24 protein-coding genes are annotated in these 25,487 nt (G+C 69.3%); 8 read left to right on the top strand and 16 right to left on the bottom strand.

All coding sequences use genetic code 11. From position 1 onward, the window contains the following. The first annotated feature begins 4 nt into the window (after nucleotides 1-4). From PV646_RS28980 to PV646_RS28970, 3 genes are read left to right on the top strand one after another with little or no spacing between them, the layout of a single operon-like run. Nucleotides 5-1,567: a S8 family peptidase gene (locus tag PV646_RS28980; protein ID WP_500345452.1), complete on the top strand. Its 1,563-nt coding sequence runs from the start codon at nucleotides 5-7 to the stop codon at nucleotides 1,565-1,567. Then, nucleotides 1,549-2,484, top strand: a complete 936-nt coding sequence (locus tag PV646_RS28975; RefSeq protein WP_500345451.1) for a Dyp-type peroxidase — start codon at nucleotides 1,549-1,551, stop codon at nucleotides 2,482-2,484. Before PV646_RS28980 ends, PV646_RS28975 begins: the two co-directional genes overlap by 19 nt. Further along, complete coding sequence (locus PV646_RS28970) at nucleotides 2,481-3,218, top strand: AfsR/SARP family transcriptional regulator (RefSeq protein ID WP_500345450.1); 738 nt, start codon at nucleotides 2,481-2,483, stop codon at nucleotides 3,216-3,218. Before PV646_RS28975 ends, PV646_RS28970 begins: the two co-directional genes overlap by 4 nt. Nucleotides 3,219-3,418: 200 nt before the next feature. Here PV646_RS28970 and PV646_RS28965 read toward each other — a convergent pair whose 3' ends face one another. The 5 genes from PV646_RS28965 to PV646_RS28945 form a co-directional block, all read right to left on the bottom strand. Beyond that, complete coding sequence (locus PV646_RS28965) at nucleotides 3,419-3,784, bottom strand: hypothetical protein (RefSeq protein ID WP_500345449.1); 366 nt, start codon at nucleotides 3,782-3,784, stop codon at nucleotides 3,419-3,421. A gap of 62 nt (nucleotides 3,785-3,846) precedes the next feature. Then, nucleotides 3,847-4,155, bottom strand: a complete 309-nt coding sequence (locus PV646_RS28960; protein WP_500345448.1) for an Imm53 family immunity protein — start codon at nucleotides 4,153-4,155, stop codon at nucleotides 3,847-3,849. A 160-nt stretch (nucleotides 4,156-4,315) separates the two neighbouring features. Further along, nucleotides 4,316-4,594 carry a DUF7336 domain-containing protein gene (locus PV646_RS28955; RefSeq protein ID WP_500345447.1) on the bottom strand — a complete coding sequence of 93 codons (279 nt, stop codon included), beginning with the start codon at nucleotides 4,592-4,594 and terminating at the stop codon, nucleotides 4,316-4,318. Nucleotides 4,595-4,607: 13 nt separating this feature from the next. Further along, a complete protein-coding gene (locus tag PV646_RS28950) occupies nucleotides 4,608-13,973 on the bottom strand; it encodes an RHS repeat-associated core domain-containing protein (RefSeq protein WP_500345446.1) in 9,366 nt (3,121 codons plus the stop codon). 93 nt (nucleotides 13,974-14,066) lie between these two features. Next, a complete protein-coding gene (locus PV646_RS28945; protein WP_500345445.1) occupies nucleotides 14,067-14,327 on the bottom strand; it encodes a hypothetical protein in 261 nt (86 codons plus the stop codon). A gap of 127 nt (nucleotides 14,328-14,454) precedes the next feature. Between PV646_RS28945 and PV646_RS28940 the strand changes: the two genes are divergently transcribed. Beyond that, nucleotides 14,455-15,108 (top strand): DUF4328 domain-containing protein, encoded by a 654-nt coding sequence (locus PV646_RS28940; RefSeq protein WP_500345444.1) that lies wholly within the window; start codon nucleotides 14,455-14,457, stop codon nucleotides 15,106-15,108. A gap of 48 nt (nucleotides 15,109-15,156) precedes the next feature. After that, entirely contained in the window at nucleotides 15,157-15,570 is a 414-nt protein-coding gene (locus PV646_RS28935) for a MarR family winged helix-turn-helix transcriptional regulator (protein ID WP_500345443.1), read from the top strand. Here the strand turns inward: PV646_RS28935 and PV646_RS28930 are convergent. Continuing rightward, nucleotides 15,567-16,505, bottom strand: coding sequence for an NmrA/HSCARG family protein (locus PV646_RS28930; RefSeq protein WP_500345442.1), 939 nt, complete (start codon nucleotides 16,503-16,505; stop codon nucleotides 15,567-15,569). The two genes, PV646_RS28935 and PV646_RS28930, sit on opposite strands and share 4 nt — an antisense overlap. Before the next feature lie 77 nt (nucleotides 16,506-16,582). After that, nucleotides 16,583-16,960, bottom strand: a complete 378-nt coding sequence (locus PV646_RS28925) for a winged helix-turn-helix transcriptional regulator (RefSeq protein ID WP_500345441.1) — start codon at nucleotides 16,958-16,960, stop codon at nucleotides 16,583-16,585. 86 nt (nucleotides 16,961-17,046) lie between these two features. Here PV646_RS28925 and PV646_RS28920 point away from each other — a divergent pair, with 86 nt between their 5' ends. Further along, nucleotides 17,047-17,436 carry a RidA family protein gene (locus PV646_RS28920; protein ID WP_500345440.1) on the top strand — a complete coding sequence of 130 codons (390 nt, stop codon included), beginning with the start codon at nucleotides 17,047-17,049 and terminating at the stop codon, nucleotides 17,434-17,436. Here the strand turns inward: PV646_RS28920 and PV646_RS28915 are convergent. After that, nucleotides 17,433-17,864, bottom strand: a complete 432-nt coding sequence (locus PV646_RS28915; RefSeq protein ID WP_500345439.1) for a hypothetical protein — start codon at nucleotides 17,862-17,864, stop codon at nucleotides 17,433-17,435. The two genes, PV646_RS28920 and PV646_RS28915, sit on opposite strands and share 4 nt — an antisense overlap. Beyond that, nucleotides 17,861-18,184, bottom strand: a complete 324-nt coding sequence (locus PV646_RS28910) for an SPW repeat domain-containing protein (protein WP_500345438.1) — start codon at nucleotides 18,182-18,184, stop codon at nucleotides 17,861-17,863. Before PV646_RS28910 ends, PV646_RS28915 begins: the two co-directional genes overlap by 4 nt. A 243-nt stretch (nucleotides 18,185-18,427) precedes the next feature. Here PV646_RS28910 and PV646_RS28905 point away from each other — a divergent pair, with 243 nt between their 5' ends. Next, nucleotides 18,428-19,663 carry a site-specific integrase gene (locus tag PV646_RS28905; protein ID WP_500345437.1) on the top strand — a complete coding sequence of 412 codons (1,236 nt, stop codon included), beginning with the start codon at nucleotides 18,428-18,430 and terminating at the stop codon, nucleotides 19,661-19,663. 86 nt (nucleotides 19,664-19,749) lie between these two features. On the opposite strand, the gene PV646_RS28900 is transcribed toward PV646_RS28905, so the two are convergent. From PV646_RS28900 to PV646_RS28885, 4 genes are read right to left on the bottom strand one after another with little or no spacing between them, the layout of a single operon-like run. Continuing rightward, nucleotides 19,750-20,052, bottom strand: a complete 303-nt coding sequence (locus PV646_RS28900; protein ID WP_500345436.1) for a hypothetical protein — start codon at nucleotides 20,050-20,052, stop codon at nucleotides 19,750-19,752. Between the two features lie 3 nt (nucleotides 20,053-20,055). Continuing rightward, a complete protein-coding gene (locus tag PV646_RS28895; RefSeq protein WP_500345435.1) occupies nucleotides 20,056-21,057 on the bottom strand; it encodes a peptidoglycan recognition protein family protein in 1,002 nt (333 codons plus the stop codon). 13 nt (nucleotides 21,058-21,070) lie between these two features. After that, complete coding sequence (locus tag PV646_RS28890) at nucleotides 21,071-21,574, bottom strand: hypothetical protein (RefSeq protein ID WP_500345434.1); 504 nt, start codon at nucleotides 21,572-21,574, stop codon at nucleotides 21,071-21,073. Then, nucleotides 21,571-21,849 (bottom strand): hypothetical protein, encoded by a 279-nt coding sequence (locus PV646_RS28885; RefSeq protein WP_500345433.1) that lies wholly within the window; start codon nucleotides 21,847-21,849, stop codon nucleotides 21,571-21,573. The genes PV646_RS28890 and PV646_RS28885 overlap by 4 nt, the downstream gene beginning before the upstream one ends. A gap of 169 nt (nucleotides 21,850-22,018) precedes the next feature. Between PV646_RS28885 and PV646_RS28880 the strand changes: the two genes are divergently transcribed. Continuing rightward, a complete protein-coding gene (locus tag PV646_RS28880; protein WP_500345432.1) occupies nucleotides 22,019-22,435 on the top strand; it encodes a hypothetical protein in 417 nt (138 codons plus the stop codon). On the opposite strand, the gene PV646_RS28875 is transcribed toward PV646_RS28880, so the two are convergent. Genes PV646_RS28875 through PV646_RS28865 form a run of 3 tightly spaced genes read right to left on the bottom strand, consistent with a single transcriptional unit; the run spans nucleotide 22,432 to nucleotide 25,480 of the window. Further along, on the bottom strand, nucleotides 22,432-23,145 hold the full coding sequence (locus PV646_RS28875; protein WP_500345431.1) for a hypothetical protein: 714 nt from the start codon (nucleotides 23,143-23,145) through the stop codon (nucleotides 22,432-22,434). The genes PV646_RS28880 and PV646_RS28875 overlap by 4 nt on opposite strands. Nucleotides 23,146-23,162: 17 nt before the next feature. After that, on the bottom strand, nucleotides 23,163-24,356 hold the full coding sequence (locus tag PV646_RS28870; protein ID WP_500345430.1) for a hypothetical protein: 1,194 nt from the start codon (nucleotides 24,354-24,356) through the stop codon (nucleotides 23,163-23,165). Then, the gene (locus PV646_RS28865) at nucleotides 24,323-25,480 is read right to left on the bottom strand and encodes a hypothetical protein (RefSeq protein ID WP_500345429.1); all 1,158 of its coding nucleotides are present in this window, start codon (nucleotides 25,478-25,480) and stop codon (nucleotides 24,323-24,325) included. Before PV646_RS28865 ends, PV646_RS28870 begins: the two co-directional genes overlap by 34 nt. Nucleotides 25,481-25,487: the final 7 nt, after the last annotated feature.

Here is a 25,487-nt window from a genome sequence, read left to right as displayed (position 1 = left end):
ATTCATGCGCGGATTGATTGCTGCGTTGGTTCTCGCGGCCACGGTGGTCCCCGCCGACGCCCATGCGGCAGTCGGCGAGGTGCTGAGACCGGCGGGAGCCGAAGTGGTCGCGGACAAATACGTGGTCACGTTGAAGAAGAACGGACAGATCAACGCGCTCGACGTCGCCGCGCGGCACGGCGGCCGGGTCGACCGGGTCTACGGCGCGGCGCTGCACGGGTTCGCGATGACCGCCACCGAGCAGCAGGCCCGGAGGCTCGCCGCCGACCCGCGCGTCGAGCGCGTCGAGGCGGACTCGGTCGTGCGCGGTGACGCGGTGCGGACCAACCCGATCTGGAACCTCGACCGCATCGACCAGCGCGGCACCGTGCTCGACAACCGCTACGAGTACCCGGACCAGGCCGGTCAGGGTGTCACCGTCTACGTGATGGACACCGGCGTGCGCACCGCCCACGCCGAGTTCGAGGGACGGGCGAGCGTCGCGTTCGACGCGATCGGCGACGGCTGGAACGGCCAGGACTGCAGCACCACCGGCCACGGCACGCACGTCGCGGGCACGATCGCCGGCAAGACGTTCGGCGTCGCACCGAAGGCCAAGATCGGCTCGGTGCGGGTGCTGAGCTGCGAGAACAGCGGCACCATCAGCCAGATCGTGGCCGGCATCGACTGGATCACCGCGAACGCGGTCCGGCCGGCCGTGGTGAACATGAGCCTCGGCGGCAGCCAGAGCACGACCGAGGACAACGCTGTCAAAGCGTCGATCGCGGCCGGCATCTCCTACGTGGTCGCGGCGGGCAACAGCGAGTCGAACGCCTGCTCGAAGAGCCCGGCCAACGTGCCCGCCGCGCTCACCGTCGGCGCGGCGAACCCCGTCAACGAACGCGCTCGCGGCTGGGCCAAGTTCGGTGACACCGGGTCCAACTACGGCCCGTGCCTCGACCTGTTCGCGCCGGGCGAGTCCATCGAGTCCGCGCACAACGCCACCGACCACTCGACGGTGGTGCTCAAGGGCACCTCGATGGCCTCCCCGCACGTCGCGGGCGCCGCGGCGTTGCTGCTGTCGCAGACGCCGAACCTGACGCCCGCGCAGGTGCACGCCGAGGTCCTGAACCGGTCCGTGACCGGCGTGCTCGACCCCACCACCCTCGAACCGGTGATGACCCCGCCGACCACGCAGAAGTCGCCGAACAGGTTCCTGCACCTCGGGCCGGCGCCGCAGCCCGTCTGCACCGTCGCCGACACCACCCGGCGGGCCGTGCCGGACCAGGACGCGATCACCGTCGCGCTCGACGTCACGGCGTGCGGGCGCAAGGTCGCGGGCAACGCCACCGTGCGGGTCCAGGCGGAGCACCCGTTCCGCGGTGACCTGTCGCTGCGGCTGATCACCCCGAGCGGCGCGGAGGTCGTGCTGCGCGAGTCGAACGCCGCCGACAACGCGACCGGCCTGGACCAGACGTTCCCGCTGTCGTTGTCCACTCTGGACGCGAACGGGACGTGGAAGCTGGTCGTGCGCGACAACTTCAGCATCGACGAGGGATCGCTGGTCGGGTGGACGCTCACTCTCTGACCAGACGGGCGTTTCTGGCGGGACTGGCGGCGGCGGGACTGTCGGCGTGTGACGCGCCGGAGCCCTCCGCCGTCGCTCCCGTCCACCACCAGCCCGGCGTGCTGGCACCGAGCCCGGCCGCCGCGGGGGTGGCCGCGTACGACGTCACCGCCCGCACCCGCGCCGAACTCACCGCGACCCTGCGCGCGGTGACGGCACGGGGTGTCACGGTGGCCGTCGGCGCGTCGCTGTTCGACGACAGGTTCGGGCTGCGCCCGCCACGACGGCTCACGACCATGCCGCGGTTCGCGGGCGACGTGCTGGACGACGGGTGGTGCCACGGAGATCTGCTGCTGCAGGCGCTGGCGGACACACCGGAGCAGGTGGACCTCCAGTTGGCCGACCTGCCCGGCCTCACCCCGCGCTGGCGGATGAACGGGCATCAACTGCCCGAGGAGCGCAACGCGTTCGGGTTCCGGGAAGGCGCGGGCAACCCCGTCACGCCCCGGGTGTGGGCGGACGACGAACCCGCGTGCCACCGCGGCGGCACGTACCAGGTGGTGCGGCTGATCAGGCTGGCGATGCCGACGTGGGACCACAAGTCCACAGAGGACCAGGAGCGGGTCTTCGGCAGGCGCAAGGAGTCGGGCGAGGAACTGCCCGCGATGGCCGACTCGCACGTGCGCCGGGCCCGTCCCGCCCTGGAGGAGCACAGGATCCTGCGCCGCGGCTACCCGTTCGCCTCCGAGCCGGGCCAGATCTTCGTCTGCTACCAGCGTGATCCGGAAACAGGCTTCGCCGCCGCACAACACCGTCTCGCCGGGGAGGAGCTGGAGAAGTACCTGCTGCCGTTCGGCGGCGGCTACTTCTTCGTGCTGCCGGGCGTGGACGGTTCGAAGGACGACTACCTCGGCCGTGCCATGGTCGAGTCGTCGTGACCACAGGGGGAATCGTGCTCGACTTCGCAATCCTGGGACCGGTGGAGGTGCGAGCGGACGGCGAACCCGTGCCGATCAGCGCCGCCAAGCTCCGCACGCTCCTGGCCGCGCTGCTGCTCAGACCCGGCCGCACGGTGCCGACCTCGACGCTGATCGAGCAGGTGTGGGGCGACCGGCCACCCCAGCGCGGCGTGGCGGCGTTGCAGAACTACGTGATGCGGCTGCGCCAGGCACTCGGCGGCTCGCTCATCCGCACCACGCCGGGCGGGTACTCGATCTCGGTGTCCCCCGCCCAGCTGGACCTGACCCGGTTCTCCCAGCTGACCGCGGACGCCGCCACCGGCAGTCCCGCGACCCGAGCCCGGTTGCTGACGGCCGCGCTTGCGCTGTGGCGCGGTCCGGCACTGGAAGGCGTTCCTTCGCCTGTGCTGCAACGGGCGGAGGTACCGCGACTGGAGGAGCTGCGGCTCACCGCGGTGGAGATGCGGATCGACGCCGAGCTGGAGCTGGGGCGGCACGCGGCGCTGGTGCCGGAGCTGCGGTCGCTGACGGCGCAACATCCGTTGCGGGAACGGTTGTGGCATCAGCTGATGCTGGCGCTGCGGCGGTCCGGGCGGCGGGCCGAGGCGCTGGCGGCCTATCGGAGCGTGTCGGAGTTCCTGGCCGAGGAGCTGGGGCTGGACCCCGGGCCTGAGCTGCGGGAGCAGTTCGCGGCGATCCTGCAGGCGAGCTGACGCCGGCCGGCTCTCCTGACATCCGTGGGGAGCCGGCCTTTCGCGTCACGTCGTGGTGGAGCCGCCGACGACTCGTGCTCCCGGTCGCCGTCGCGCTGCTCGGCGTACCACCGCTGGAAGAAGTCGAACGGGCTCTCGGCATCCGGGTCCACCCCATCAGGACAGGTCTTCGACGAAGTGCCTGCCTCCCAGCGCACCTGTCAGGTGAGGGAGGGGAACAGGCGGACCGCGGCCCTGTCCGCGACCACTTCCACCAGCTCGCCATCGACCGTCGTGTCGCCGTCTGCCACTTCGACGGACACCGGGGAACCCGCCACCACGAGGTAGGTCGCGCCGTCCTCCGTCACCTGCCACCGCCCGCCGAGCACGACCGACGTCCCGTCGAGCCGCACCCCGGCGACGCCGCCGGGACGGGGGTCGACCTCGTCGTCGATGTCGAGCTCCACGTCGTACTCCTGGCCCGCCACCGGCGGTTCCCCCGACTTCCACACGCCCGCGCCGGCACCGGCCGAGCAGTGGAACGACACGACGCCGTCCGCACAGGCAGCGGAGACCTCGATCCTCATCACCACGATCCCTTCGTTCAGGGCACCCGGATCACCCTCCACTGCCGAACCCGAAGTGCAAGCTAGCCCGGCTGTCCCAGCACGAACCGCCGGAACCCTGCCAACGCCTCGTCCAGGGAGTGCTGGTCGCAGGACGACTCGTACCGCTCGCCGTCCGACGACGCCCAGACCCACCGCCCCTCACCCGGCTCCACTTTCGTCAGGGTGAGGACGCGTCCTTCGAGGCCGGTGTCCACCAGGTCGGCCACGACGTGCCAGCCGGGATTGTCCAGCGTCGTGATGCGCACGCCGAACTCGTGCTCCCAGTCGCCGTCGCACTGATCGGCGTACCACCGCTGGAAGAAGTCGAACGGGCTCTCGGCATCCGGCATTCGGTTCCACCCCATCAGGACCGGTCTTCGACGAACGTGCCCTGCCTCCCAGCGCACCTGTCAGGTGGCCGGACGACGCGAGACCGTCCGCACCCGCAGCGCAGCGGTGAAGGGCGGGCTCCCCACGAACGTTCGTGGGGAGCCCGCCCTTCACGTGCCGTCAGACCGTGATGAACCCTGTGGTCCACCGGTCTTCGTCCAGCGCGTACTCGTCGATGTAGAAGCACTCCGGGTCGTCGCGGAACCCCGGGAGCTCTTTGGCACGGTCGATCCACGCCATCGCGTTCTCCCGTGAGGAGTAGACGCCGAGCACCTTCACCTCGTCGCCTTCCTCCTCGTCGGCCCAGAACTCGCCGCCGGGATCGAAGTGCCTGACCGACCCGCTCTCGTCCTCGGCCACGTGATGCACATGCCAGAGCAGGAAAACCCGGTCACTCATCCGAATCGCTCCGTCAGTTTCGCTCGAAGTACTTCTTGATCTTATTGTATTCAGAGCCCGGACCCGTGTCGTACTTTCCGTCGGGGAACCTCTGACGCATCACGCTGTTCGCCTTCTGGGCAGGGGTCTTGCCCTCCGCGCTCCCCAGGTGTTCACGCGCCCAGGACGGAACGTCGCTGCCCTTCTCCTTGCCGGACTTCTTCGACTGCTTCTTCGCCGCGCAGTTGTGGACGAGCAGGTCCGCGCCGCCCGCGGTCACGTAGTACGTCGCGTCGGTGTTGACCGACAGGTTGTAAACCCGCTGGTCGGCCGCCGCGCGAACGCCGAGACCCGCGACCCCGAGCAGGTCACCGGACGGAGTGCGCACCCGGTCGCCCTGCCGGAGGTCCTGTGCGGCGACGAACTGCCCCTTGTTCGCGACCCAGAACAGGTGTCCGTTCGTGGCCACCACGGTCGCGGTCGATGTCCCCCACGGCCCGTCCGTGTCGACGGTGACGTCGACGAGCTGCTTCGCACCCTCGCCGGTGATCGTGGCCTCGACCTGCCGCGCCCGCGTCTCGCCGGTGGCGGGGTCGGTCGCGGTGACCTGGTCACCGGTCCGCACCTGCTCGATCGGCTTGCGCGAGCCGTCCGCCATGAGCACCGGGGTGCCGGCGGCGAAGCTGTTGGTCGCGCAGCTGTCGTCGCCCTTGGACGGCTTCTGCGGCTTCTCCCCCTTGGGGTCGACCAGCGAGGTGGGCTGGTTGTCCGCGTAGGCGTGCAGGTTGAAGCCACCGGCGAAACCGGTCGGGTCCTCGCTCAGGAACCGTTGCAGCGCCGGGCTGTAGTAGCGCGCCCGGAAGTAGTGCAGACCGGTGTTGTCGTCCTCCCGCCCGGTGAAGCGGTACGGGTTCCCCGCGTCCGCACCGGAGGAGTACGTGCGGCCGAACGGTTCGTAGGTGTAGGACGCACCCGCACCCGCCGAGTCGAGCAGGGCGATCGTGCTGCCCACCGCGTCCGTCAGGTACCGGCGCGTCGCGCCACCCGCCTCGCGCAGGTGGTAACCGTCGACGCCACTCGCCGTCATGTTCGCGGTGACCGCTCCGGCGACCTTCTCCTGCAACGGGTTCTGCCCGTCGTACAGGTAGTTCGTGGTCGCCTGGTTCACCGTGCGACCGAGCCGCCTGCCGTCGGCCGCGTAGTCGAACGCCGCCGACACACCCGGCTTGGCCACCGTCGCCAGCTGCCCCCTGGCGTTCCACGTGTACGTGGCCTCACCGTCGGAGGTCAGGTTGCCGTCCTGGTCGTACACGATCGACGCGCCGCCCACGGTCTTGATCCGGTCGGCCTTGTCGTACGTGGCCGGGCCGAACGGCTCGGGCAGCATCTCCCTCGAGTAGGAGCCACTGGCGCGCACGGGTTGCCCGGCCGCGTCGTAGCCGTAGACCAGGTCGCCGATGACGTTCGTGCCGGAGCGGTAGGTGATGGACTTGATGTCACCCGTGTCGTCGTAGGCGTAGGTCTGCGAGATGCCACCGCCCGGGGCGCCGACGCGTTCGGGCCTGCCGGCCCGATCGCGACTCACGGTGCTGACCGCCGTGCCGCCCTGCTGGATCTCCTGAAGGGCGCCCTCGGCGTCGTACACGTGCCGCACCGCCGGCCTGCCCGCGACCGTCGTGGTCCGGTCCCGCACGGTGGCGCTGTAGGCGTAGTTCACCGTGCCGTGCGCGGTCACCTCCTGCTTGATCCGGTCGAGGCCGTCGTACTCGGCGGACGAGGTGCCCGCCCGTGAGTCCACAGTGGACTTGATCCGGTCACCCGCGTCGAACGTGTGGGTCACCTTGCTCTCGGTACCGTAGGTGGACTCGTAGCGCCGGTTGAGCGCGTCGTACTTGTGCTCCGTGACCACACCTCGACGGCTGGTCTGCTTCAGCAGGTTGCCGTTGGAGTCGTACTTCATCTCCTCGGCCGGGGTGACGCCCAGCGGGTCGGTGACCGAGCGGAGCTGGTCCATCGCGTTGTACTCGAAGAGCGTCACACCACCCCGCGCGTCGGTGACCTTGTTCTGCCTGCCGTTGCGGTCGTATTCGAAGGACATCACCTGGCCGAGCCCGTCCACAGTGGACGAGATCCGCCCGGACGGCGTGTACGACGTCTCCTCGGTCACACCACGCGGGTCCGTGACGCGCACCTCGCGGCCCGCGCCGTCGAACCCCGTGAGCGTGACCCGGCTGAGCGCGTCGGTGAACCGCACCGGGTCGTTGCCCGCGTAGTCGGTCGTGGTGGACTTCTCCGCGTGGTCGGTGATCTTGGTGATCAGGCCACGCTCGTTGTTCGTGTAGGTCGTCCTGCGCCCCAGCGGATCGGTCACCGTCGCGACGGCACCACGCGGGTCGAGCCCGTACAGCGTTTCCTTCCCGTAGTCGTCGGTGTACTTGGTGAGCTCACCGTTCGGGCCGTTGCGCTCGAACTTCTCGGTGCGCGCCTCGGTGGTGTCGGCCAGCCTGGTCGTCTCCTTGACCTGTCCCTTGGCGTCGTAGACGAAGGTCGTCTTGCGCTTGAGCGCGTCGGTCCTGGACTTCACCCGCACACCGCTGGTCTCGTACTCGACCAGGGTCTCCTGCGCGAACGGCGTGCCGAACGCCTTGGTGTCGCTGACCACCTGTCCCTTGTCGTTGAACAGGAACCGGCGCACCGACTCGCGCGGGTCGATCATCTTCGTCTCGGTGATCACCCCGTTGACGTCGGTGTACTCGAACCTCGTGACGCCGCCGTCGGCCGCGGTCTGCGTCTTGACCCGGTCCTTGTCGTCGTACTCGTTGAGCAGGAAGCGGGTGCCGCGCGGGTCGGTGATCGTCTTGAGCAGTCCCTTGGCGTCCCAGGTGTACTTGGTGACGCCGTTCTCCGCGTTGGTCACCGTCTCCAGGTGCCCGGACGGGAGGTAGGTGTAGGTGATCCGCCTGCCGAGGTTGTCCTCGACGGACTTGACCTTGGCCGGGTTCGCGTCGTCGTAGGCGAAGCGCACCCAGCGGCCGCCCGACGACGTGACCTGCGTGACGGGGCCGTTCGCCCTGATCTTGCCGTCCACGCCCGGTGGCGCGGGGGCCCGGGTGATGGTCGTGGCGTTGCCGAACTTGTCTCGGATCTCCTGCAGCGGCGCCTCTTCGCCGATGACGTAGATGGTGCCGTCACGCAGTTTCACGTCCCAGCCGGCGTCGTTCCACACCGCGACCGAGCCGTCGAACTTCGTCGGCGTCGGGTCTGCGGCGAACACCGCGCCCGCGTAGTCCTGGCCGGGCGTCGTGCGGGTGTAGTGGATCTTGCTGCCGTCCGGCTGGACGAGGTCGAACTCCTTGAACGTCGGGAAACCGTCGACCAGCGGTGCCCACGGGAAGACGCCGTAGTCGAAGCTCGTGCCGACGCCGAACGGGCGGACGAACGAGTCGCCCTGCTGGTAGCTGCGCTTGACCTCGATCGGCGTGATGTCGTCGACGACCAGGTCCGTCTGCTCGTCGATCAGCAGGCCGGTGGCCGGGTCCACCGGGTCGCCGACCCTGGTGTTGTTGGGCTTCGGCGCCTTGCCCGCCGGGTTGAGGCCCGGCACCACGGTCATCGCGCCGGTGAGCCGGTAGAACTTCACGTCCGCGTCCGGCACGATCTGCGTGCCGTCCTTCGAGACGGTGCCGTGGCCGTAGACGTGCCAGCCCTTGCCGTCCGGGTCGTAGTTCCAGAACTGCGTCCGGGTGCCCGGCGCCTCCTTGGTGTAGTTCGGGTAGATGATCGTCGCGCCCTGCGGGAACAGGTAGCCGCCACCCGGTTGCGCGGTGAAGTACACCGGCACCTTGCTCGGCGGCAGCGGGAACGGCGGCCGGTCGATCGGGATCGGGGTCAGCGAGAGCTCGGTGGCCACGTTGCCGTCCGCGTCGCGGATGACCGTGCCCGCGGGGATGCGGACCTCGAGGCCGGGGATGGACTTCGTGGTCAGCACCGTCTCGGTGATCGTCGGGCTGGGCACGTGCACCACGGAGTTCTTGTCGATCTCCGGCAGGAACACGGTGTGCGGCAGCACGAGCACCTGGCCCTGCTTGACGTCCACGCCGATGTCGAACGTGCCGAACGCGCGCCCGGTCGTGCGTCCGTCCACCCTCAGCGACACGTGGCCGTCGGGCAGGCCGATCAACGTGAACTTGCCGTCGGCGTCGGTGGTCGTCTTCTTGTCCCGCGCGCTGACCGTCACGCCGGCCAGCGGCTTGCCGTCGGTGGCCTGCACGGTGCCGACGACGCCGGTGAACCCGACGGCGAACTGCAGCGGGCGGTCCCGCACCGGACGCGGGTCGTAGCGGGTGTTCCAGTCGGTGCCGCCGAGGTTCGCGGCGTCCGGCCGCCAGCCGCTCGACGAACTGCACGGCGTCGCGGTCGGCTTCTCCTGCTCCTCGTGCTTCGGCTGGTCACCGCCCTGCGGTGCGGTGCCTGCCGGGGCGGCGGGCGGGTGCCGGTCCACCTGCGGGCAGGCCGGTTCCACCACCGACGGCGGCGTGATCTGCGTGACCGGGGTGGCGGTGGCCCGTTTGGTGATGGAGACGTTGATCGAGCCCGTCGTGCTGTTGGCCGGGTCGAACACGAGCGTGTACGTACCGGTCGCCTTGAGCCGGGCGAAGAACTCGTACGGCTCGGTGCTCACGAACCGCCTGGTCGTCTCGACCGTGCCGTTCGGCGCGTACAGCGTGTAGTAGGTGCCGTTGTTGCCGATGTTGCGCTGGATGCTCAGCTTCGGCAGGTCGTTCAGGGTTCCGTCGAACGTCAGCCTGCCGTTCTGCGCGGGCCGGGTGAAGCTGACGGTCTTGGCCGGTCCCCCGTACTCGATCTTGCCGCCGTCGGTCTCCGAGTTCAGCACGACCGTCAGCTGGCCGCCGACGGGCTGGGAGTCCTGGTCGATCGGCTCCATCAGCACCTTGTACTCACCGGTGACCGGCAGCGGCGTGAGGTCGAGGCCGAGGAACGTCTGGGTGCCGTTGTTGAAGTCCAGAGTGGACCCGTCCGGCTTGGTCACCCTCCACTTCACGAACGGGATCTGCTCGGACGTCGTGCCGATCGTGAGCCGCTGGCCCTGCGTGCCCGCGATCTTGCCGATGACCTTCTGGCCGTGCACGGTGAGGTTCAGGTTCGACGGTGCCGCGTCCGGCACGAGCGTGCCGAGGTCGGCCGGCTCGGACATGTGGAACGTCAGGTCACCGGTGACGGCGAAGCCGGGGTCGACGAGGATCCGGTACTTGCCGGTCTCCGGCAGCGCGGGGACGTCGAGCTTGCCGTCGCTGACCGCGCCGACCGAGGTCGTGCCGTTGGGCCGGTAGAGCCGGACGACGACCTCGCCGGGCACGCTCTTGCGCACCACCATCGTCAGCGGCTTGTCCTTGACGCCGTCGTAGTCGAGCCACATCTCGCGGCCCGGCCGGTCGACGCTGACCATCGTGGAGGCGTTGGGTGGCAGCTTGCCGCCCTCGGCGACCGTCGACAACCACGCCTTGGCCGCGCCGACGGCCTCCCAGCCGCTGATGAACAGGTTGTGCGTGCCGGTCTTGCGGATCTTCAGGTTCCGCGTCTCGGCCGTGCCCTCGCGCAACTCGACCTGCTGACCGTCCGGTTCGGACATGATGCTGACCGGGTAGGCGGCGCGGCCGTTCTCGCGGATGGTGTTGTCGGTGTGGCCCAGCACGAGCGGCTGGTTCGTGGTGCCCTGGAACTGCATCCGCACGGACTGGCCCGGCCGCAGGACCTGGTAGGAGGTCGGGTTGCCGTTGACCGCCAGCGGTCCCGCGTCGATGACGCTGGAGAGCCAGACCCGGCCGGAGCCGAGCTGGTTGGGGTCGAAGTTCGGGATCACCCTGTAGGTGCCCGTCTTCTTCGCCTGGAACACCATCGTCGGGATGTAGTCGCCGAGCCGCGCGCGCCAGGTGAGCCGGGCGCCGTCGGGGTCGACGACGGTGACGTTGAAGTGGTTGCCCGGCTCGCTGATGTCGGTGAGGCCGAAGCTCATCCACTCACCCGCGGTCGCCGTGAACGGCATCTCCTTCACCGGCTGACCCTGCCGGATGTCGAACGGCACGCCGGACCCGTCGCGAGTCAGCTTGTCGCCGGTCAGCTCCTGGGACAGGGTGACGCCGACCTTGCCCGCCGCCGCGTCGTCCGGCGCCACGACGATCGTGTAGGTGCCGTTGTGCTTGAACGCCGGCAGGTCCTGGTGCAGCTTGCTGCCCGCCCACAGGTCGAGCGGGTCGCCGAGCGCGCGCCGGGCGAAGTCGCCGCCGTGCGGGGTGAACATCCACATCGCCGAGCGCACCGGGATGGTGTTGTTCTCCAGCTTGAGGTTCTGCCGCTCACCGATCTTGCCGTCGACCAGCACCACGGCGGCCTTGCCCGCCGGGATGTCGAGGTTCACGGTCTGGCCGAGCTGCAGCCTGCCGCCGTAGATCAGCTTGGAGGTCACGAAACCCCGTGGCGCGACCAGGAAGTCGGCCCCGCTCGTGACCTCGCCACCGGGAGTGCGGACGGTGATCCGGCCCGAGGACGCGGCGTCGGGCACCTGCACGACGAGCTTGGTCGGCGTCACCTCCCGCACCCGTGCCACGGTCTGGTGGAACCGCACCACGTTGCGGGCGATGTCGGTGTCGAAACCGGTGCCGGTGATCGTCACGAGGTCGCCGGGGTCGCCGCGATCCGTTGACACGGAAGCGATCGCCGGTGCCGTGACGCCGCGCGCCGGCTGGAAGGGCCGCGGGCTGACCGAGGTCTTGCCGTTGGCCGTGACGCGCACGACGCCTTCCTTGACGCCTTGCGGCACGGTGACGGAGACGCGGTTGCCGGTCGCCGAGGTGACCGGCGCGGTGACGCCGTCGAACGTCACGGTCGTGCCCTGGGCGGCGAACCCGATGCCGCTGATCTCGACCGTGCTGCCCGCCGGGCCGCGGGCGGGCACGATCGCGAAGATCGTCGCGTCGCCCTGCACGAACCGTTCGGTGGCGAGGAGGTTGCCGCTGTCGTCGTAGCGGTAGGCGGCGGCCTCACCGGAGTTGTTCGCGACACCGGCGAGCTGACCCGCGGCGTCGTAGAAGAAGTCACGCGGCCCGGCGGGCGCGCCCGCGACGAACTCGTGCCGGACGGGCGGCGACAGCGCGCCGGTCGCGGACACCTTGGACCACACGGTGAGCGTGCGCTTGCCGGAGCGGACGGGCGTGATCGAGAGCTGTGCCGCACCGTTCGCGACCGGCTGCTCCTTCGGCGCCGCGTCGGTGTCGAGCTGGTGGACGACCACGTCCGCCGCGGTGCTGCCCTGTGGGCGGGCGGTGACGGTGCCGGCCTGGCCGATGCTGCCGTGCGGCTGGCCGTCGGCCGGGAAGTCCGTCGACGTGACGGCCGGGGCGTCCGGCGCGGGTACCGGCAGGCCGCCGACGGTGAAGGTGTAGCCGGCCGGTGCGGACGTCTGGCCGTTGAGCGCCCACGCGGTGAGCGTGTGGGTGCCGCTGGTCGACGGGGTGAGCTGGACCTGCGCCTCACCGGCGGCCGCGACCGTCCTGACAGGACCGTCGCCGAGCCGGTAGCGGAAACCGCTGGCGGACGGGCTCTTCAGCGTGAAGGTGCCCGCCTGGCCGGGTGCGCCGTGCGGCTGGCCGTCCGCGGGGTAGTCCGTGGAGGCGATCTGCGGTGCGGCGGGTGCCTGTGGTGCGGCGGCCGCGACCTTGAAGCGGTGCTCGGCGGCGGGTGACTCCGTGCCGTCGGCCCCGATCGCCTTGACCGTCAGGACGTGCTCACCCGCGGTGGCCGGGGTGATCTTCGCCTGGGCCTTGCCCGCGCCCGCGACATCGGTGGCCGCGCCGCCGTCGAGCTGGTAGCGGAAACCGGTGACCGGGTCGGTTCCGGTGGCGCGGAAGGTGAACGTGCCCTCCTTGCCCGCGGCACCGTGCTCGACGCCGTCCGCGGGGTAGTCCGCCGAGGCGACCTGCGGCGTGCCGGCCGCCGCGGTGGTGAAGGTGACCGGGGCGGACTCGACCGACGGGCCGGCGCCGATGGCGACGACCTCGACGGTGGTCGCGGCAGGCGGCACGAGGCTCAGCTTCGCCTTGCCGTCCACGGCTTTCTGGAAGATCCAGTCGCCGTTCCACCGGTACTTGAACGCGGTGCCGCGCTCGGCGGTGAACACACCGTTGTCGTGCTTCACGATCGGCTCGGGCAGCGCGGCGACGCGGGTGGCGTGCGGCGTGAGCTCCGACTCCTGGCCGGTCGCGCCGACGGCCTTGACCTCCAGCACCTGCGTGCCGTGGGCGGGCGGTGCGACGCTGACCTCGACGGTGCCGCTGGGTGCGGAGACCCTGCTGAACTCGGCCTCGCCCTGCCAGCGGTGGAGGAACTCCACGGCGCCCGGCGCGGCGAGCACGACCTTGCCCGGCTGCTTCGGGGCGCCGTGCGCCTGCTCGCCCGCCGGGTAGTCGGTGGACGTCACGGCCGGCGCGGTGGTCGCGCTCGGAGTGAAGGTGGTGACGAGCGGCTGCTCGCGGTCCTTCAGCGGCACGGCGGGAACCTGTTGCGCCACCGCGGTCTTGACGGCACTGGAGACGTCCTCGTCACCGAGCCGGGCGCGGTCGATCCGGCCGCCGCCGAACACCGTGGCGTCGAAGCCGCCGTCACCCCGGCGCACGACCTGGGTGAGCTCCCACGCGCCGTCGGGCAGCGTGAAGACCACGTCGCCGTTCTCGATCTTCGTGGGCACCGGCCCCGCCTTCGTGGTGGCCTGCTCGGCCACGAACACGGTGCGGTGCTCGGCGTCCAGCGCGCGGATCACGCCGTCGCGTTCCTGCAGGGCGAGCCCGCGGGTGCCGACCGGCATGCGCACCTGCTGCGCGCCGTGACCGGTGATGACGACGCGGAACCCGTCCGGCAGCGCCTGGATCCGGGTGTCCGCGAAAGTGGCGGTGTCGCCCTCCACCTTCGGCGGTTCCTGCGGCGCCGGGCCCCACTCGAGTGACCGGTCGTCGTCCTCGACCGTGACCAGGGGCTCCTGCGGACCGCTCGCGATCCGCAGGTCGACGGCCGCCGCCTTGGGCGTGAGCGTCGAAGGCTCCAGCGCGGTGTCGACCGCCACCCAGCCGTCGTCGCGGCGCACCCGTTGCGGCGCGGCGTGCTGGGTGACGGTCATCGTCCCGTCGGGGTTGGCCACGACGAGCCGGGTGGCGCTGGTCAGCAGCGCCACGTCCACCGGCTCGCCACAACTTCTCGCCGCCGCACGGGCCGAGGGCCCGTCCGGTCTGCTGTCCGGACATTCCTCCCGTGTCACCACGGCGATCGCCACGGCCAACGAGACCAGCAACGTCCCCACCACGGGGATCGCTATCGAGCGCCTAGCCCTCACGACTACCTCCAGCGCAACAGGCAGACCTCCCCCAGAGGTCTCACCTCACCCAAGCGCCGGGGTCTCTCAGGCCGCTCTCACGGCACTCTCATCTCACGGCGCCGCGCTCTTCAGGCAGTCCAGCACGCCCTGGTCCGGCTCCCGCGCCGCGACCTCACCCGCGACGAACGCCTGCCGTTCGGCCGCGGACCTGCCCATGTACCAGTCGGCCACGCACTCCACGACTTCCTCCGGCGCGTCCTTGGTGCCGGCATCGGCCCTGATCTTGGCCACGACGTCCTGCTTCGACGGTCCGGACTCCGCGCAGGCACCGAGGCACAGCACGAGCAGGACCACTACCCCCAGCTTGGTCATGACACCCGAGCATAGGAGCCGTGACAACCCGTTCCGGCGCGATCTCGGTCGGGGACGACGTACCACTCAACAAATTCTCCCCCTCGTCGCGTCTAGCCTGAAGAGGCTCATGAACCGGGGGAAAACCATGGAGCACTTCAGATCCGTGCGCGGGCTGGGCATCGCGGCGTCGGTTCTCATCGGGCTCGTGGCGCTGGGCAACGTCGCCGAGGCCGCCGCCGACTGGCTGACCTACACGGCCGTCCGCGACTACCGTGGCGGCGACCTCACGGGCACCGCCCTGTCCATCCACGACACGGTCCGGATTCTGACGGATCTGCCGTTCGCGGTGCTCACGCTCGCGGCCATCGCCGTGTTCATCGTGTGGCTGCACAGCGCGCGCATCAACGCCGAACGTCTCGTCCCCGCCGAGGAACACCGTCGCGGCCGCGTCTGGGTCTGGCTGAGCTGGTTCGTGCCCGTCGTGAACCTGTGGTTCCCCAAGGCCGTCGTCGAGGACGTCTGGCGGGCCAGTGATCCACGGCTGCGGGGCGTGCCGATGCGGGAACGACCGCTCCACACCACGACCACGAGGTGGTGGACCGCCTACCTCCTCATGTGGCTGCTCGACTTCGCGAGTTTCCGCACCTACGACGACGGTGTCCTCACGACCCAGTCGTATCTGGTCGCGGCCGTGCTCACGACGATGTGCGCGTTCGTCGGCCTCATCGCCGCGTTCCTCGCCGTGCAGGTGGTGCGGCAGATCACGGAGTTCCAGCGCACTCCTCTGGTGGCAACGTGATCGTCCGTCCTCTTCGGACCGGGCCGCGATCGGGTTAACATCATCCGCATGCCAGACGTCGGCGTGCTCTCCGCGCACCTGCTCTCGGGGTTCCAGAAGGAACTCTTCACCCGCCTCACCGAGGCGGGCCACGAGCACCTGCGCCCGCGCCACGGTGCCGTCATGGCCTACATCACCACCGACGGCACGCGGGCGAGCGAGCTCTCCGAACGTTCCGGCCAGCACAAGCAGGTCATCGGCACGCTGATCGACGAGTTGGAGAGCCTCGGCTACGTCACCCGGCGGCCCGACCCTGCGGACCGGCGCGCGAAGCTGGTCGTGCCCACCGACCTCGGCCGCGACCAGATGGTGCAGGCCAAGCGGATCATCGCCGAGATCGAGGGCCGCCTCGCCGACCTCGTGGGCTCAGACCGGTTCGCCGAGTTCAAGAAGGTCTTCACGGAGATCGCGCGCGGCTACTAGCCGATCACGACGTCCTCGCGGTGGGCGGCGAGGAACTCCTCGAGCGTCAGCCACGACGGCACGAGTTCGCGCGTCTGCCCGGTGTCGCGACGCGGCAGGATGTGCGTGTCGAACTCGGTGTAGTACTGGAGCATGTTCCCGATCTCCACCGCCTCGCGGAAGCCGAGCGCCCGGAAGTCGTTGTGGGACAACGGCTCGTACGTGACCTTCTCACCCAGCACGGCGCTGAACGCCTGCGCCACCTCCTGCCCGGTGAGGTGCTCGGTGCCCAGCCCGATCGTCTGCCCGATGGTCTTCTCCGGCGCCTTGAGCACGCTCACGATCGCCTTGCCGATGTCCTCGGCCGCGATCCCGGAGATCCGGCTCTCCCCCATCGGCAACGACAGCCTGAGCGACCCGTCCGCCGCCCTGTGCGGAGCCATGCCCTGCAGCAAGTTGTTCCAGTAGAACGACATCCGCACGTACGTCGTCGGCAACCCGGCCTGCTCGAACAACGCGTCCGCCTCGCCACCCTTCACGTCGAAGTGCGGCACCTTGTACTTCTCGTCGAGCGTCGGCATCCGGTCGTCGTCGAGCGGGATCACCTCGCGCGTGTCCTCCAGCGTCGACCACACGACGTGCTTGACGCCCTCCGCGGCAGCGACGAGGTTCTTCACCTCTTCCAGTTCCTTGGCCGCGGACATGTGCGTGAAGAACGGCGTGACCAGATACGCGCCGTACGCCCCGCCGAACGCCTTCCGCAGGCTCTCCACGTCGTACAGGTCGGCCTGCACGACCTCGGCACCCAGCGCGGCGAGCTTCTGAGCGGCCGCCGACTCCGGGGTGCGGGCGAGCGCGCGGACCGCGAACTCACCGTCGGCGAGCAGCGCCCGTGCCACCGCTCCGCCCTGCTCGCCGGTCGCTCCCACCACAGCAATGATCTTCTTGTCGCTCATGCCTCCACCATATAGTCACTAATCTTGACTATCAAGCGTGGTGACCACGCAGGTGGGGTAACCCCCGCCACAGCCGATCAGGCGTCGAACCGCTGACGAGCACCCTCGATGTCAGCGAGGTACCGGGTCGTCCACGCGCACATGGCGTCGACGGTGGCACGCAGGGCCTGACCGGGCTCCGTCAGCGTGTAGTCGACGCGCGGCGGCACGGTCGGGTGCACGCACCGCGACACGAGCCCGTTGCGCTCCAGCAGCCGCAGGTTCTGGGTCAGCATCTTGTGACTGATGCCGTCCACCTCGGTCTTGAGCTCGGTGAAGCGCTTCGTCGAATCCCCGATCGTCTCGACGATCAGCAGCGCCCACTTGTTGGCGATGTCGGAGAAGATCTCGCGCGCCAGCGAGTCCGCGCGGGCCAGATCGCCGCTGAGCTGCTTGCTCACCTCGAGGTGCCTCACTCTCGGAAAAGTGCGTTCTTCCAGGTCAGCATTCACTCTCCTACGGTGAGCGAGTAACCACAAGAGAGCACACAGGAGAACACGCGATGCCCGTCACGCTCATCAACCCCGACGCGCTGCCGCAGATCGACGTCTACCACCACGTGGCCGTCGCGAGCGGCGCGAAGACCATCTACCTGGCCGGCCAGGTCGCGTGGGACAGCAAGCCGGACCTCGCGCTTCAGACCGAGCAGGCCTACGTGAACGTGCACACCGCGCTCAAGGCCGCGGGCGCGAGCTTCAAGGACCTCACGCGGGTGCGGGTGTACGTCGCCGGGTGGACGCCGGACCAGATGCCGGAGCTGCTCAAGGGCATCGAGAACGCCATGGCCGGGGTCGGCGAGACCGCGACGCCGCCCGCCACGTTGATCGGGGTGGCGGCGCTGGACGTGCCCGAGCACCTGGTCGAGGTCGAGGCGACCGCGGTGATCGACTAGGCCGAGCGGAACTCCGCCAGGCCGTCGACCACCGCGACAGCCGCCACGGCCCGGCCGGCCGGGCTGTGGCGGTCGGGGCCGTGTTCCGGCAGGCGGGTCTTGGTCACGCGCACACTCGTGTCGTAGGCCCGGACGTGCTGCGGGCACTCGCAGGTGCCCGCCAAGGGCAGAGGGCAGGTGAAGGCCTCGCGAAACCGGTCCACGTCGGCGGTGGAGAGGATCGCGGACCAGACCATGACCTCGTCCTCCTCGCCGAACACGACGAAGCCGTCGTAGCTGAACGACCGCAGTTCGCCCACCGTGCACGCGCGGCAGTACAGCACTCGGGTGTAGTCGTGTGAACGCTCGTGCGGACCGGCTTCGTGGACGTTGACCACGAAGTCCTGTTGGCCCGAGCAGATCAGGCAGAGGTCCGACCAGGTCCTCATCTGCGCAGGCTCATCAGCAGGGCCAGGCCGGCCGACAGCGCGATGAGAGAGCCCACGACCAGCTGGTTGAGCCAGACGAGGGCAGCGCCGTCGTCCGATCGCATCAACGCGACCACGATCAGCCACCCGGCGAGCGCGATCGTCACCGGTCTGATGAGCGGCACGTCCAGCGGTGCCATCGCGCGGACCATGCCCAGCAGCATGATCACGACGGCCAGGCCCATGGACACCCAGTACGGCCGGAACGCGTGCAGCGACGCGCCGAAGTGCAGGACCGGTGGCGCGGCGATCAGCCACACACCCGCCAGAAAGGCGGCCACACCGGCCCTGCTCTCGGCAGTTCGTCCGTGAAGATCCCCCACACGAGTGATTCTCACCTCTGGACGGCGCTGAGGGAACACCCACTATTCGTTCCGGTACGCCTTCATGTTGCGCAGCAACAGACAGGTGTTACTGTTTTGCGGGATTAAAGGCGCTGGTCGGAACACTGCTGCCTCGGCGAACCGGTGCCGATGGAGATCAAACCCACCGCGAATCCCCCGCAATGATCTCGGAGGTTCCTCATGGGTGCTCCACCGCTTCCGCTCAACTCGCACGGCAACATAAGCGTAGTCCGAACCACCGAAGATGGTGCGACACCGGAGAAGTGGCGCGCCCGGTGTCGCTGGCGGGGCAAGGACGGGCGCACCGTTCCGATCGAGCGATGGGGACCGACCGAGGCCGCTGCACGAAGCAAGCTCAAGAAGTTCCTCCGCGAGCTCGCCGGCCACACGTCGGTCAGCGTCACCGCGACGACGCGCCTCGATGTCGTCGCGAAGGTCTACCTGGAGAACGTGCGCAAGAAGCGCAAGGGCACCACCTACGACACGGCGCGGTACTGGTGGACCGGCACCATCGAGCCGGCGATCGGTCAGCTTCGACTGCGCGAGTGCACGGTGCAGCGGCTCCAGGAATTCTTCGACGACCTCGCGGCAGAGGACCGGCTCTCGACCGGAACGCCGCTCTCGGCGGGTTCGCGGCGCAACGTCCGCAAGGTCGTGTCCGGAGCGCTCCGCGTGGCGGTGAAGGCCGGAGTCCTCACCCATAACCCTGTCCGGGAACTGGATCCCATTGAGGACGATCACCGCAAGCAGCCGATCGCCTATGACCCGCAGCGGTCCGTGGAGTTCATCGCGGCGATCGAGGCCGACCGCATCGCGGTCAACACAGGCCTCACCAAGATGCTGAAGTTCATGTTCAAGACCGGGACCCGCCTCGGTGAAGCGTGCGCGGTGACGTGGCGCTACCTGAACCTCACGGATCGGCCTGTTCGGGTGGTGTCGCCCGAACTCGGCGAGAAGCTCATCCCGCCCTGGCACGTATGGATCACGGGCAACATCGTGCGCGTCGTCGGGCAAGGAGTCCTGCGGCACACAGGCAAGACCGCCGACTCCGCCGACGTCGTGCCGCTTCCGCCGTCGCTGCGGGCCGACCTCCTCGCAGACCGACCTGAGAACGTGGATCCCGACACACCGGTGTTCCTGTCGAGAACAGGCGGATTCAAGGAACCCCTGAACGTTACGGCCTCGATCCGTGCCCTGAGGCGACGACTCGACGGGTTCGACGACCTGATCAGTCACATCGGCCGCAAGACCTTCGCGACGGCGCTCGACGCAGGCGGGCAGACGGGCAGGCAGGTGAGCGACGCGCTGCGGAAGCGCTCTATCGCCAACACGCAGAAGGCGTATATGGGACGCGGGCACGTGAACCCAGCGGTACCCGAACTGATCGAGGCGCACTACACAGCACCAGGCAACTGAGAACGCAGAAACGCCCCCGCACCCGGCACGAGGCCAGGTGCGGGGGCGTTCTCGTGCCGGGCGGAAGACCGGCGCGAGTCCTTGAGCTAGTTGACCGTGCCGTTGACCACGAGAGGCTGGCCGAGGTTGTCACGCGGGTCGGCGACCGGGGTCACCAGCGGCTCGCCTCGACGCCGCACGCCGACCGCGGCGAGCAGCGGGCCGACAGCGGCCAGCAGCACCACCAGCGCACCGAGTACGCCGTCGACCGCGCCGGGCAGGTCTGCACCGACGATGGCGAGCACGGCCGGGACGGACAGCACCGCGCCGATCGCGGCCCGCACGGTGCCGACAGTGCGAGCGATGCGGTCCAGCGGGTGCCGGTCCACCGGCTGATCGAGATTGACCATGACTCAGTTCTCCTGGGTGGTGTCGAAGGCGGACAGCTTGCTGCCGGTGATGGACACCACCAGCTCGGCGATGCGCTGCTCGTCGACGTCGACCGTCAGGTTCCCCTCGTCATCGCGCGGGAGCAGGGCGACGACCTGAGTCGCGACCGCAGGCGCCATCGACGCGGCGATGTCCTCGGCTTTCGGTGAGTGTTCGGCGACCGCCTGGTTCACGGCGGCGGCCATCTGCTCCGCAGTGACGTCCGGGTCGGCCGCGATGGCGGTCAGCGCGGCGTCGATCGCGGCGAACCGCACGTTGAAGCGGCGGGCCAGTTCGTCCACGACGAAGTTGATGTGCTTCTGGATGAGCGGCAGACCGTCCTTGCCGGGCGCGCCGATCAGCACGGCCACCAACGACTTGATGTCGCGGTACGCCTCGTCGTAAGCGTTCTTGGCTTCCTGCGTGAACAGGCTCATCTCGTTGCCCTCCAGAGACAGAGGCACGCCGGACACGGCGAGCCGGTTGATTTCAGGCAGGCGGGCGTACGCGTGCCGGCCAGGGCACGCGGTGGCGTACACGTCGCGGTGTCCGCCGTCGAACGTCGCGCCGATCTCGCGCAACAGCAGAGCAGCGGCACGCGCCATCCGGTCGGGCAGCGTGGCCACGTCGAAGTTCCCGGCGAAGCACACGGCGCGGCTGCGGTCGTTGCGCTGGTACGTGTGTGCTCCCCGCCGGTCGACTGAGTGACCCTCGAACACGCGACCGCTGGGCATGATCACCCACGTGTAGGAGATGCCCTGCCTGAACGACGACTGGCCGATGGACTCGAAGTGGCGCATGTGCGCGCAGTCCTGCTCCAGCGTGGCGTCCGGGCCGGGCGGGTTGGTGACGCTGTGGTGCGCCCACAGCTCCCGGCCCGCGGCCTCCCACGCCGACGTGCCGATGATGATCGGCTGGCCCTGGTTGTCCGTCGCGCCGTTGCTGAAGTTCGGCTTCCACACGCTGCGTGGGATGACGATGGACACGATCACCTCCCAGTTACTTGCACAGGTCCCGCGGTGCTGGCGGGTACGGGTTGTCGCGCTGCGTGGCCTTCGCGGCCTCGCGCTGCTGCAGGTAGTTGTCCACGGCCTTCTGCACGGGCTCCGGATCGCGTGCGGTGCCAGTGCGCAGGGCCTGGCCCACGAGGCGCATCAGGTCATCGAGTGCGGACTGGGCGTCAGCGGAGGTTCTCGTGCGGGCCTCAAGTGCGTCCGCGAAACCGTTGGCGTACGCAAGCTGGCACTGGTCTTGCTGCTCGTTCACACGGTTGAGCACAACGCCTTGGACAGCGGTGACGATCGCCAGCACGATCAGCACAGCGGGCACGACAGCGCCGCTGTAGCGCCTCCACCAGCCGTTGTCGTTCTGCTTTCGGTCGGGCACGACGATCCCCTTTGGACGAGTGCGGTACCTGATGACGGCGCGGTCGAGGAGCACTCCGACGGTGGCGCCGAACGCTGACCAGCCGAAGGCGTGCAGGAGGTAGGCGCAGAGGTTCACGACGCATCACCGCGCTTGTCGCGCTTGTCCGGGTCGGTGAGCTCGGCCACGGTCTGCCGGGCTTCGTTCAACATGTCGGCGACCGAACCCTCGTCGTCGGTGTCGGCGTTCTTCTTCTCGCGCCTGAGTTGCCGGTACAAGATCGCTGCGACGACCATGAACGCGGCGTTGACGGCGGGCTGCCCGAGTGCGGGCTTGAAGTAGCTGATGACCAGGTTGGCGACCCACGCCGCGCTGATGAACCACAGCAGAAGTGCTTGCAGCGGTCTGGGCACGCTGACCCCCAGATTGATGGTGGGAAGGGAGAGTCGACGAGCCGTCGGGCAGGGCCTCGTCGCGGACTAGACAGAAAGTGGTCGGCTTCAACCAGCCGGTAGCACCGCGCGTCCTAAGAACGATGGACTCGGCAGGCGCCCACGTGGGGGTGCGATCCCGGAGGCTTCAGTGGAGAAGAAGAAGGTCAGCGTCATCGCGACGGCCGGCGCGGTCGCCGCGGTACTGATCGGCGGTGGCATCACGGTCGCTCTCGCGTCTGCTGGCGGAGACGCGCCGGCCGGGACGGAGCAGCTGCCGCCCGTGTCGGTGTCGGAGAGCGTGGCCCCGTCGTCGACCAGCTCGGCGCCGACCGTCCTCGAGGTACCGGTGTCGACGCCGGCCGCGCCGGTCGCACCCGTGGTGCCAGCTCAGCCGCCCGCGCCAATGAACAATGGCGGCATGACCGAACCACAGCAACCGCAGCCCGAGCCTCCGCCAGTTGACGAGAACGGCGTGATCATCCGTACGCCGGCGCAGGACACGCCTCCGCCGCCCCCGCCGCCCCCGAACGGGCAGCCGCCGCCCGAGGCGACTTCGACTCCCTAGCTTGAACGTTGCGACGCAACGAGAACGCCACCGACGGACCCTGCGCCGTTCGTCCGTCGCACCTGGAGTTCGGTGCGGATGTAGGTGTTGTGAGCCTGGGGTGGCGTCAGGCTCACGGGGCTGGTCCACGCGAAGTCGCCGTTGTTGATGGTCATGGTGGAGCCGATCGCCACCCCGTTGACCGTGTACCGGGCTTCGCCGACACCACCGCCTGTCGAGTACAGCAGTGCCTGCAGCTCGATGTTCGGCTGCTGCTTCAACATGTAGCCCGTGCTGTACACCGACAGGAACGTGGCGCCGGTCGTGGTCGGGATCGACGTAGCCGCAACGGGAACGGACGGCATCGACAGCCACGGCCGGGAGATCCCGACGCCGGCGTTGGCGTCGTCGGAGAACAGGATGTTCTCAGCGTTGTCCTTCCAGGCGAAGAACACCTTGTTCGGGTCCCCGCCCGCGACGCCGTTGGAGAACATCGACTTCCCGTTCTCGCGCCGCAGCAGGAAACCGCGGAGCGGAACGCCTCCGGAGATGAGCGGCCCGAGGTAGAAGAGGTTCACGCCGTCAGCGCTCTGGACGATCAGCACGCCGCTGTTGGTGATCCGCACGCCACCCTCAGGGATGACGACGGCGCGCAACGTTCTCCCGTTCTCCAGCGTCTTGATCCGCTGTTCGAGCTTGGTGATGTAGTCCCAGACGTCGTTGCTGGGCACTGCTCCTTCACGGGCCATCAGGTCCCCTGCGTGGTCGGTGCGGTAGTGACAGTGACCTTGTCGGTGTGGTCTCCGGCGATGCCGACGATGCGCCGCCGGTACAGGCCGGAACCGAGCCACCAGTGCTGCGAGGTGCGCACCGTGGCGGCGTCTCCGGCGGCGTAGGTGCCGAGCTGGGGCTTGCCCGCGGCATCGACAGTGAGCGTCAGCGACTCCAGCCCGCGCTCGAACACCCGCGCGTTGGCCGCCGCGGCGGAGTTCAGCGTGGCCTGGTCGTTGGTGCCACCACGGCTGGAGTCGACTTGATCCATCAGCGGCACGCCGGCGGCGAGCATGGATCCGGCGTAGCCGACGCCTACCGGCCGGTCGTAGTCGGTGCCGTCACCGGGCGCGTAGTGCCAGGCTCCAGCGCCGCTGTGGTCGTAGTCCGGCACGACGTCGAGCGCCGCACCAGGGCACTCCCAGTGGTGGCTGGAAGTCCCGATGTAGGGCTCGCCGATGTCGACCTTGAGCGTGACCCACTGCTGATCAGCCGACAGCTGCGGTGTGACGCGGATGTCCGGGCCGTCCTCGTCGTCGACGAGGTTGCCCAACGCGGTGGCGTAGTTCTCGAACCTGAACCCGTTGTAGGTGCGGACGTGGCTGCCGGACAGGCTGGGCGTGGAAATCACCAGCGGCAGCGCACCGCCAGCCTCACCGATCGCGTGCAGCATCAACTGCCGCGCCAGCGTCGGTTTGCTCGCCGGGCCCAGCGCGACGTCCGCGGCCTGCCGAGTGGGAGTCGCGCGCTGCCCGTGGGCGATGATCGAGCGGCGGCGCAGCAGCCCCGCCAGGTCGAGCGTGCCGATCGTGCACGCGCCCGGCGACGGCGACGGCGCGGTGACGAACCCGTAGGACACCGGCGTCCGGCCGTACACCGTGACGAGCATGAACCTCGGCCCGTCGTCGCAGACCATCCGCACCCGCTCGGTGATGGTCTGCCGGCCGGGCAGCGGAGGCCCGTCCAGCGGCACGGTCACCTCCAGCTCGGTACCGGTGCCGAACCGCAAGCCATGTGACCACCGCATGCCGGTCAACGGCAGGCTGGCGACCCGCTTACCGGTGACGGACTCGGCGACCAGCAGCGACCACGACGGCGACACCGGTGCCGGTGCAGCGGATGACGTGAGCCCGCTGGTCATGTCGTGGTCTCGAACTCGAAGTCGATCCACACCCTGACGTTGTCGCCCAGGGAGTACTGGCCGGCCAGCAGCGGCACGCCGGTGCCAGGGCTGGGTGAGGCAGGGTTCGCGTTGGTCAAGGGCGCCAAATTCGAGACGGTCGCGGAACCAGGCAGATAGATGTCGAGGATCGTTCCGGACTCGCTGACCCACACGGAGCCGTCGAAAACCCTGTCAGCACCAGGGTGGTAGTAGGACACCGAACCGGCGCGCTGCCGGATACTGGCGATGGCCGTGAGCCCTGCGGGCAGGTCCATCGTGACGATCCCGGTGCCGCCTCCACCACCGACGCCCATGAGCAGCTCGGCGTGGCCGCGGATGATGCGGCCCTGACGGGTGTAGCGGCCCGCGAGCCGGCCGCCGGTGCCGATCCCGACCGGGCCGGACGGGTTTCCGGAACCGCCGCCGTACCGGAACACGGGCGTGAAGCTTGGGCGAGCTCCGGCGGTGAGCAGCGGGATCCACTGCGTGGGGTTGGCGGGATCCGAGGCGTCGAATTGGCCAGTGGGGGACACGCGCAGGTCGTAGGGATACGCGCCTGCCCTGGTATCGGCGTTGCCGCTGTATCGCACACCACCGAGCGCGCGCGTCCACACGCGACGGTCAGTCGACACGGCGGTGATCGAGCCCGCGCCGGCAGGCACGAGGTAGTCACGCAGCGGCAGGCATCCCGGGATCGCGGACAGGTCCGGCGGCACCGGGACCGCGTTCGGCACGCCGGTGACGATCTCGATGAACGCACCTTTGTTACTGACGCCGTTGGAGGCGTCGCCGAGGTCGCCATCGCGGACCCGCACGATCACGGTGTCGATACGGGGGTTGCTGTTCGCGGCCGGGACGTCGATGACCGACGCAGCGTCGAAAACGGCCACGTACGCGTGCTGGTTGGTGCGCGGCACCACGCACGCCCCCGGCGAGACAGCCAGCTGCATGGATGCGGACGGCGTCGTCGGATTCACCGACAGGCGGCCGGAAGCGGTCAACAGCAAGCCGCCTTCGCTGCCGACACCGGATGCGTTGTGGCCCAGCATGGCTGCGATGATCGCCCGCGCCTCGGCGGGGCCGACCTTTTTGTCGATGAACCACGGGTCGAGACCCTGGACTACTGCAGGCATTCGTGGG

This window comes from Streptomyces sp. ID05-26A, assembly GCF_033794685.1.
In the GTDB taxonomy this organism is placed as follows: Bacteria; Actinomycetota; Actinomycetes; order Mycobacteriales; family Pseudonocardiaceae; genus Lentzea.
The sequence above is the reverse complement of the archived record's forward strand: the minus strand, read 5'-3'. Positions and strand labels throughout refer to the sequence as shown.